Raw genomic sequence first — 9,006 nt, forward strand, 5'->3', positions numbered from 1 at the left:
GATGTATACGCATGGTGTGCAGTGCGGTGCGCAGAGTGGGACCGGAGGATGAAAGCCCTGGTGGAGGGCGTGTTGTCACGGTTCTGTCACGAGGGTGGGCGGGTGCTACTGCGGCGGCCTCGGCGGCGGGTCGCCCGGCGGCCGGCCCCGGCGGGGGAGGGGGCCGGCCCCGCCCGGCAGGCGGCCCGCGTCCGCGAGGGCGCGGCGCAGCAGGAACTCGATCTGGGCGTTGGCCGAGCGCAGTTCGTCCGACGCCCAGCGCGCGAGCGCGTCGTGGACCGACGGGTCCAGCCGCAGCAGCACCTGCTTGCGCTGCTGCGGCCGGCGCCGCGGCGCGGTCCCCTCGGGCGGGTCCGTCGCCGGTGTCACTGGTAGAGCGTCCCCGCGTTCAGGACCGGCTGCGGTGCCCGGTCCCCGCACAGCACCACCATCAGGTTCGACACCATGGCCGCTTTCCGTTCCTCGTCGAGTTCCACGATGTCCTGCTCGGCGATCCGGGCGAGCGCGGCCTCGACCATGCCGACCGCGCCGTCCACGATCTCCCGTCGGGCCGCCACGACCGCGCCGGCCTGCTGGCGCTGGAGCATCGCGGAGGCGATCTCGGGAGCGTACGCGAGGTGGGTGAAGCGCGATTCGATGATCCGCACGCCGGCCGCCGCCACCCGCGCCTGGAGTTCGACGGCGAGCTTCTCGGTGATCTCCTCGGCGTTGCCGCGCAGCGACAGGCCGCTCTCCTCGCGGGCGTCGTAGGGGTACTCGATGGCGATGTGGCGCACCGCCGCCTCGGTCTGCGTGGCCACGAACTCCAGGTAGTTGTCCACCTCGAAGGTGGCCTGCGCGGTGTCCTGGACCTTCCACACCACGACGGCGGCCAGTTCGATCGGGTTGCCGTAGGCGTCGTTGACCTTCAGGACGGCGGTCTCGTGGTTGCGCACCCGGGTGGAGATCTTCTCCCGGGAGGTGAGCGGGTTGACCCAGCGCAGCCCGTCCTCGCGGATCGTGCCCCGGTAGCGCCCGAAGAGCTGGACCACCCGCGCCTCGCCCGGCGCCACCATGTTCAGCCCGCCCATGGCCAGCAGCGCGGCGATGCCGACCAGGACGCCGACCACGATCAGCCCGGCCTTGGGGGCGGCGGCGGTGAAGATGGCGCCGGTCACGACCAGCGCCACGGCGGCCAGCAGGCCGATCAGGCCGAGCAGCAGCGCGAGGCCGCCCTTGATGCTGTGCGCCTGGACCTCCCGCACCTGCGGCGCGGGCATCTCGGGTGTGTCGGCCGCGGGCGCGGTGTGCGGAGTGTGCGTGGACATGGGGTCCCCCGGGTTCTGGTCGTGGCCGGGCACCGGTAGGTGGCCCGACGGTCCGGCACCATCAAGTGCATGCACTATCAAGTACTTATCTAAGTGATATCACTTTTCCCCGCTCCGGCAACCTCCAACCCTGCTCGGACGTCGGTTCCTTGGGGGCGGGTGCTCATTCTCACGCCCCCGCACGCCCGGAAAAGCCCGGATCCCGGGCCGTTTGTCATAGAGAGCGGTGTTAGCTTTCTGAGCTGACCTGAACGACGTACCTGAGTGACAGCCGAGACGGAAGCGGAGCGGACGGACGCATGGGACGAGCGGAAGAGAGACGAGCGCGACAGCGCGGTGGCCGCCGCGCGGCGCCCAGGCGCTCGTCCGGGACGCCGGCACCCGGCGCCGCGGGCGGCACCGCCCCGGCGGGCCGCGCCGCGGGCCGCCGGGCGGCGGCCAGGCCCGCCAAGGCCAGGAAGAGCGGCATACGCCGGCTCTTCACCTGGAAGAAGATCCTCGGCACGTTCTTCGGCCTGTGCCTGCTCGGCATCGGCGCCTTCGTCGTGCTCTACATGATGGTCGACATACCCCAGGGCAACGCGGCCGCCGCACGCGAGAGCAACATCTACAAGTACAGCGACGGCACCATGCTGGCCCGCGACGGCCAGGTCAACCGGGAGTCCGTGGCGCTGGACAAGGTGCCCAAGGACGTCCAGCACACCTTCGTCGCCGCCGAGAACAAGTCCTTCTACCACGACTCCGGCGTCGACCTGAAAGGCACCGCCCGCGGCTTGCTCAACACGCTGACCGGCAAGGGCACCCAGGGCGGCTCGACCATCACCCAGCAGTACGTCAAGAACTACTACCTGACCCAGGACCAGACGGTCACGCGCAAGCTCAAGGAAATGGTCATCTCCCTCAAGGTGGACCGGCACGAGACCAAGGACGAGATCCTCGCCGGGTACATCAACACCAGCTACTACGGCCGCAACGCCTACGGCATCCAGGCCGCCGCGCAGGCCTACTACCGCGTCGACGCGCAGCACCTGACGGTCGAGCAGGGCGCCTACCTCGCCGCGCTGCTCCAGGCGCCGAGCCAGTACGACTGGGCGGTGGCAGGGCCCAACGGCAAGCGGCTGGTGCAGGCCCGCTGGAACTACGTGCTGGACAACATGGTCAAGCAGCACTGGCTCGACCCCGGCAAGCGCGCGGCGATGAAGTTCCCGGTGCCCCAGGACCCCAAGGGCCAGCCCGGCCTGGAGGGCCAGAAGGGCTATCTGATCGACCTCGCCAACAAGCAGCTGGAACAGCAGCTGATGAAGGAGCAGGGCATCACCCAGTCCCAGGCGGAGGCCGCCGTAGTGGACCGTGGCTGGACGATCACCCTGAACGTCGACAAGAAGAAGCAGGCCGCCCTGGAGAAGACGGTCAAGGAGCAGCTGACCGGCAAGCTGGATGCGAAGAAGCGCAAGGTCGACGGCGACGTCCAGGCCGGCGCGATCTCCGTCGACCCGAAGACCGGCAAGATCCTCGCCCTGTACGGCGGCGAGGACTACTTCAAGCACTACTCCAGCAACGCCACCCGGCGGGACTTCCAGCCCGCCTCCACGTTCAAGCCGGTGATCCTGGCCGCCGCCCTGGACGAGGGCGCCAAGACGCAGGACGGCCGGGCCATCGACGCCGACACGGTGTACGACGGCACCAGCGGCCGGCAGGTCGTGGACCACGGCAGCAAGGCCGGCTTCGACCCGCCCAACGAGGACCACGTCAGCTACGGCGACATCGACGTCCAGTCCGCCATGAACAAGTCCGTCAACTCCGTCTTCGCGCAGATGGGCGTGGACGTGGGCATGAAGAACGTGATGGACGCGGCCGGCAAGCTCGGCATGGACACCGACGGCATGCAGGCCGTGCCCGCCCAGACGCTGGGCTCCATGGGCGCCAGCCCGCTGGAGATGGCCGGGATCTACGCCACCTTCGACAACCACGGCAAGAAGGTCTCCCCGGCCATCGTCGCCTCGGCGGAGAACAAGACCCGCAAGGTGGAGATGCCCGACCCGATCGGTGACCAGGTCATCACCCGGCAGGCCGCCGACACGGTCACCTCGGTGCTGACCGGCGTGGTCGACGACGGCACGGCGAAGGAGTCGGTGGCCGACAACGCGCTGCGCGAGGGCCAGCAGGTGGCCGGCAAGACCGGTACCTCCGACGAGAACAAGTCGGCCTGGTTCACCGGCTACACGCCCGACCTGGTCACCTCGGTCGGACTCTTCGGCGAGGACCCCAAGCCGCCGTACGCGCATGTGAGCCTCACCGGCGCCACCGGCCTGCTGCCGAGCCCCGGCCGCGTCAACGGCGGCGGCTACCCGGCGCAGATCTGGGCCGCGTACACCTTCGGTGTCATGGACGACACCAGCAAGTTCGACCTGGACACCACGCAGGGCGCGGCCGTCGAGCCGTCGACGACCCCGCCGGCCACCCGGTCGCCGAGCCAGTCGCCCTCGCGGTCGCCGAGCCAGACGCCGACGCAGCCGACCCAGTCGTCCAGCGCCCCGCCGCCCAGCCACTCCCCGAGCCCGCCGCCCAGCCACTCCCCGAGCCAGTCCCCCAGCCATTCCCCGACCGGCCTGCCCGACCCCTCGCACAGCGAGCCGGACGACCCGCTGGACCCGGGCGGCCGCGGGCAGCTGGACGGCAGACAGCCCGCCCGGTAGCGCAGCGCGGGCACGGAACGCGGACGGGCCCGGCGGGAGACCGCCGGGCCCGTCCGCGTCCGCCGCTCAGCCGCGGTGCAGCTCGAACCAGACCACCTTGCCGGTGCTCAGCCGGGTCGCGCCCCAGCGGCGGGCCAGCTTGTTGACCAGATACAGCCCGCGGCCGCCCTCGTCGGTGGCGCGCGCCTGCCGCAGCCGCGGCAGCTGCGGCACGTCGTCACCGACCTCGCAGCGCAGCACATCGGTGCGCAGCAGCCGCAGCGTCACCGGCCGCGAGGCGTACCGTACGGCGTTGGTGACGACCTCGCTGACCAGCAGCTCCACCGAGTCGGTGAGGTCCTCCAGGCCCCAGCGGGACAGCGCCCTGCGGGCCAGCCGGCGGGCCCGGCCCGGAGCGGTCTCCTCCGGCTCCAGGAACCAGTACGCCACATCGCTCGGCGCGATCCCGTCGAAGCGGGCGGCGAGCAGCGCGATGTCGTCGTCCCGGTCGCCCGGGCCGAGCATGTCGAGCACCTCGTCGCACAGCGCTTCCAGCGGCGGCGGATGGTCGGGCCCGGTGAGCTGCGCGGTCGCCGCCAGCTTCTCGCGCAACTGCTCTATACCGGTCCACACGTCCCGCAGCCGCGACTCGACCAGGCCGTCGGTGTACAGCAGCAGCGTGCCGCCGGCCGGCGCGTCCAGCTCCACCGCCTCGAAGTCCACGCCGCCGACGCCGATCGGCGCGCCCGGCGGCACCCGCAGCACCTCGGCCCGGCCGCCCAGGTGCAGCAGCACGGGCGGCGGATGGCCGGCGTTGGCGATGGTGATGCGGTGCGAGACCGGGTCGTAGACCGCGTACAGGCAGGTCGCCATGCGGTCGGTGCCCAGGCGCTGCGCCTGCTCGTCCAGGTGGTGCAGCACCTCCTGCGGCGGCAGGTCCAGACCGGCGAGGGTCTGCGCCGTCGTGCGCAGCTGGCCCATGATGGCCGCCGATGTCATGGAGTGGCCCATGACGTCCCCGACGACGAGGGCGACCCGGCTGCCGGGCAGCGGGATCGCGTCGTACCAGTCGCCGCCCACCCGCGCGGTCTCGGCGGCCGGCAGGTACCGGGAGGCCAGTCGCACGCCGGTGGGGCGCGGCAGGGTCTCCGGCAGCATGGTGCGCTGCAGCTCGTCGGCGATGTACGCCTCCCGCCCGTACAGCACGGCCTTGTCGATGCCGAGCGCGCTGTGCGTGGCCAGCTGGGCGGCGACCAGCAGGTCGTCCGGTTCGAACGCGGGGCGGTCCGGGCGGCGCAGGAACAGCGCGGCGCCGATCACCCGGCGCCGGCCGCGCAGCGGGGCGAGGATGGTGCGCTGCCCGCCGGGCACGGCCAGCTCGGAGCCCTCGCCGAGGAGTTCGTCCAGCGCGGCACCGGCGGCCGCGGTGTCGGTGAACACCGGCCGCACCCCGCGCAGCACCTCACCGAGCGCGCTGCCGGGCCGTACCTCGCACAGCTCATGGGTGACCACCGACAGCTCGGCCGGCTGCTCGGGCGCCGGCGCGGGTGTGAACCCGACCTCCGGGTCGCGCTCCGCCGGAATCCGGTCGGTGCGGCGCAGCCGCAGCACCAGCGGGCCCACGGGCCGCTCGTCGCCCACCGGCAGCGGCTCGCGCAGATAGACCAGGATCGCGTCGGAGAAGGTGGGCACGGTCGCCCGGCACAGCCCCATGACGATCTCGTCCAGGTCCATGCCGCGGGCGATGCGCCGGGTCGCCGCGCCGACGAACCGCAGCCGGTCGCCGTCCCGCCGCATCGGCAGCGGCCGCCCGGGCGGCAGCCCCTGCCCGGTACGCCGCTCCGGGCCGCCGGTACCGCGCTGGTCCGGTCCGCCGGGACCACGGTCGCCCGGGCCGCCGGTGCCGCGCCGCTCCGGGCCGCCGGGCAGGCCGCCCGCCGCCCTGGACGCGTCGGCGCCGGACCGGGACGCCTCGGTACCGGTACGGACCGTCTCCGCGCCGGTACGGCCCGGCTCCGCGCCCTCGGTGGGCCGGGTGCTCGCGTCCGGCTGGGCCGGGATGCCCTCCGGCGCCGGGCGCGGGCGGTGCGGGTCGGGCTCGGCGGCCACCGGCTGGGAGTGCTCGTACCCGGGCCCGGGCGAGGCCGCGGCCGCGCGCGGGGCGCCCACGCCGTGCTCCGGGGCGGCGGTGGCCGTCCCGGTCAGCGCCGGGGGCGCACCGTCCGCGCCGTGCGCCGCGGCGGACGGGTGCGTGCCGTCCGGGCGTGTCTGCGGCGGTAAGGCACGGGCCGGTTCCGGGGTGTGCAGAAGTGCCCCGCGGGCGTCCGCGGGGTCGGCGCCCGACTGGGGGCGTTCGAAGGAGGTCGGCTGCTCCGTCACGCGTGTCGAATCCATCCGTCCGGGGCTGCGCGCCGGGCGCGCGGTTCGTCCCGCCGTAGACCCGATACCCGGAATACGTGCCCCAGGAACGGATTTACGGCGTGGTCAGAGGCTGTTCCTGTGCCACCGGCGGGCCGCGTGCGGCCCGCCCGGGTAGTGCGCTCGTACCCCTCGCTCACGTCCTGCCGCCCCTCGGTGACGTTCGGTCAGACTCCATGCCCGCTGCGGGAGTTGCTCCGGTGGCGTGCCTCCGTGCGCTCTTGCGGAGGACGATCCTACGTTTCCCGCCCGGGGGCGCATCAAGGGTCTCATGAGGACACGTGCGCGGGCGTACGGTCCCAGTCCTGTGGCAGTGACGGTACCGCCCAGGAGGGATCCGGGCGCCAGTGCTGCCAGTTGTCGCGGAACGGCGGCCCCCAGGCGCGGATCACCTCCACCGCGGCCCGGCCCGCCGCCCGCACCCGCTCGGCCAGCGCGGCGTCCATCAGCCCGTCCCGCTGCGCCTGGGCGAACTCGTCCTCGTCGCGCCAGTCCCAGGTGCGGTCCGGCTGCACGGTGATGTCCAGGAAGTGGTCCTCGGAGTCCACCCCGCCCGCCCAGCGGGCCAGCGGCTGCTCCAGGTTCACGTACCAGTTCTTGAACTGCCAGCCCGGCTCCCAGAACAGCCACACCGACCACGGCTCGCCCGGCCGGGCCAGCTTCAGCACGCCCGTGCCGAACCAGTGGTCGCGCTGGACCGCGCGCGGCTTGGTGTAGCGCGACGCCAGCGGCTCCAGGTGCACGGGGGTGCCGTCGGCCAGGACCGGCCTGACGCACTCGGTGCCGGGGGCCAGCCACACGGCGAGCAGGTCGGCGTCGTCGCGCACGACGGTCACGGGCCGCACGATGTGCAGCGCCGTGCCGCCGTTCTCCCGGTACCGCCACAGGATCCGGCTCCCGGGAGCCCAGTGGTCCGTCGCGCCGCCCGTCTTCACCCGTCTCACCGCTGCGTCGTCTGCCATGGACAGATATTAGGTGTCACGGCCACCGGGCGCTGCGGTGCGTGGCACGGTTCACGCGGGCGCGCACAGGGTTGTCACGGGTGCGTCATCCGCAGGACATCCAGGGCCTCGTCCAGCTGCTCGCGCGTCAGGTCGCCGCGCTCCACGTACCCGCCGTCCAGGACGGCCTGACGGATCGTCTGCTGCTCGGCGAGCGCCTTCTTGGCGACCTTCGCGGCCTCCTCGTACCCGAGGTACTTGTTGAGCGGGGTGACGACGGACGGCGAGGACTCGGCGTACTCGCGGGCCCGCTCGCGGTGGGCGGTGACGCCGTCGACGGTGCGGTCCGCGAGGAGCCGGGAGACGTTGGCCAGCAGCCGGATCGACTCCAGGACGTTCTTGGCGATGACCGGCAGCATGACGTTCAGCTCGAAGTTGCCGGCGGCGCCCGCGGTGGCCACGGTCGCGTCATTGCCGACGACCTGCGCGGCGACCATGAGCACGGCCTCGGGGATCACCGGGTTGACCTTGCCCGGCATGATCGAGGACCCCGGCTGGAGGTCGGGCAGGCTGATCTCGGCGAGGCCGGTGCGCGGGCCCGAGGACATCCACCGCAGATCGTTGGCGATCTTCGTCAGGCCCACCGCGATGGTGCGCAACTGCCCGCTGGTCTCCACCACCCCGTCCCGGGCGCCCTGCGCCTCGAAGTGGTCGCGGGCCTCGGTGAGCGGCAGCCCGGTGGTGCGGGCGACCTCCTCGATGACGGCGGCGGAGAAGCCGGGCGGGGTGTTGATGCCGGTGCCCACGGCGGTGCCGCCCAGCGGCAGTTCGGCCAGCCGGGGCAGGGAGGCGGTCAGCCGCTCGACGCCGTACCGGATCTGCGCCGCGTAGCCGCCGAACTCCTGGCCCAGGGTGACGGGCGTGGCGTCCATCAGGTGCGTCCGCCCGGACTTCACCACGTCCGCGAACTCCTCGGACTTGCGGGCCAGGGCGGCGGCCAGGTGGTCCAGGGCCGGGATCAGGTCCCGGACGACGGCGGCGGTGGCGGCGATGTGCAGCGAGGACGGGAAGACGTCGTTGGAGGACTGCGAGGCGTTGACGTGGTCGTTGGGATGCACGTCCCGGCCGAGCCGCTCGGTCGCGAGGGTGGCGATGACCTCGTTGGCGTTCATGTTGGACGAGGTGCCCGAGCCGGTCTGGAACACGTCGACCGGGAAGTGGTCGTCCCACGTCCCTTCGGCGACCTCCTCGGCCGCCGCCCCGATCGCCTCGGCGATCTCCTTGTCGAGCACCCCGAGTTCCGCGTTGACCTTGGCGGCGGCACCCTTGATCCGCGCGAGCGCCTCGATGTGCGCCCGCTCGATCCGCTGCCCGGAGACGGGAAAGTTCTCCACGGCCCGCTGCGTCTGCGCCCGCCACTTCGCGCCGGCGGGAACCCGGACTTCGCCCATGGAGTCGTGCTCGATGCGGTATTCGCTCATACCGGGTACAGCGTGCGAGGGGGTGCGGTTGTTCCGGGGCTGGGCCGAACGGGTGATCAGACCACCTGTTCACGTCAGCCGGTCCGGCGTTTGAGGACGAGGCCGTTCAGGCCGAAGCGGGGGTCCGGGGGCGGCAGCCCCCGGGGGCGGGGCGGGGCGGCGCGGCGGGGGCGAGAACTCCCCC

Annotated in this window: 6 protein-coding genes; 1 reads left to right on the forward strand and 5 read right to left on the reverse strand. The window is 72.8% G+C overall.

From position 1 onward, the window contains the following. Window positions 1-105 precede the first annotated feature (105 nt). Both ABZ858_RS34950 and ABZ858_RS34955 read right to left on the reverse strand, forming a co-directional pair. The gene (locus ABZ858_RS34950) at window positions 106-369 is read right to left on the reverse strand and encodes a hypothetical protein (RefSeq protein ID WP_361388226.1); all 264 of its coding nucleotides are present in this window, start codon (window positions 367-369) and stop codon (window positions 106-108) included. Next, complete coding sequence (locus ABZ858_RS34955) at window positions 366-1,307, reverse strand: SPFH domain-containing protein (RefSeq protein ID WP_361388228.1); 942 nt, start codon at window positions 1,305-1,307, stop codon at window positions 366-368. The genes ABZ858_RS34950 and ABZ858_RS34955 overlap by 4 nt, the downstream gene beginning before the upstream one ends. 299 nt (window positions 1,308-1,606) lie before the next feature. Here ABZ858_RS34955 and ABZ858_RS34960 point away from each other — a divergent pair, with 299 nt between their 5' ends. Then, entirely contained in the window at window positions 1,607-4,003 is a 2,397-nt protein-coding gene (locus ABZ858_RS34960; protein WP_361388231.1) for a transglycosylase domain-containing protein, read from the forward strand. A 66-nt stretch (window positions 4,004-4,069) separates the two neighbouring features. Here ABZ858_RS34960 and ABZ858_RS34965 read toward each other — a convergent pair whose 3' ends face one another. From ABZ858_RS34965 to ABZ858_RS34975, 3 genes are all read right to left on the reverse strand, one after another. Next, window positions 4,070-6,361 carry a SpoIIE family protein phosphatase gene (locus ABZ858_RS34965; protein ID WP_361388234.1) on the reverse strand — a complete coding sequence of 764 codons (2,292 nt, stop codon included), beginning with the start codon at window positions 6,359-6,361 and terminating at the stop codon, window positions 4,070-4,072. Window positions 6,362-6,669: 308 nt separating this feature from the next. Further along, entirely contained in the window at window positions 6,670-7,362 is a 693-nt protein-coding gene (locus ABZ858_RS34970) for a DUF402 domain-containing protein (RefSeq protein ID WP_361388237.1), read from the reverse strand. Between the two features lie 74 nt (window positions 7,363-7,436). Beyond that, window positions 7,437-8,822: a class II fumarate hydratase gene (locus ABZ858_RS34975; RefSeq protein ID WP_361388240.1), complete on the reverse strand. Its 1,386-nt coding sequence runs from the start codon at window positions 8,820-8,822 to the stop codon at window positions 7,437-7,439. Window positions 8,823-9,006 lie beyond the last annotated feature (184 nt).

Source organism: Streptomyces sp. NPDC047017, from assembly GCF_040644175.1.
GTDB lineage: Bacteria > Actinomycetota > Actinomycetes > Streptomycetales > Streptomycetaceae > Streptomyces.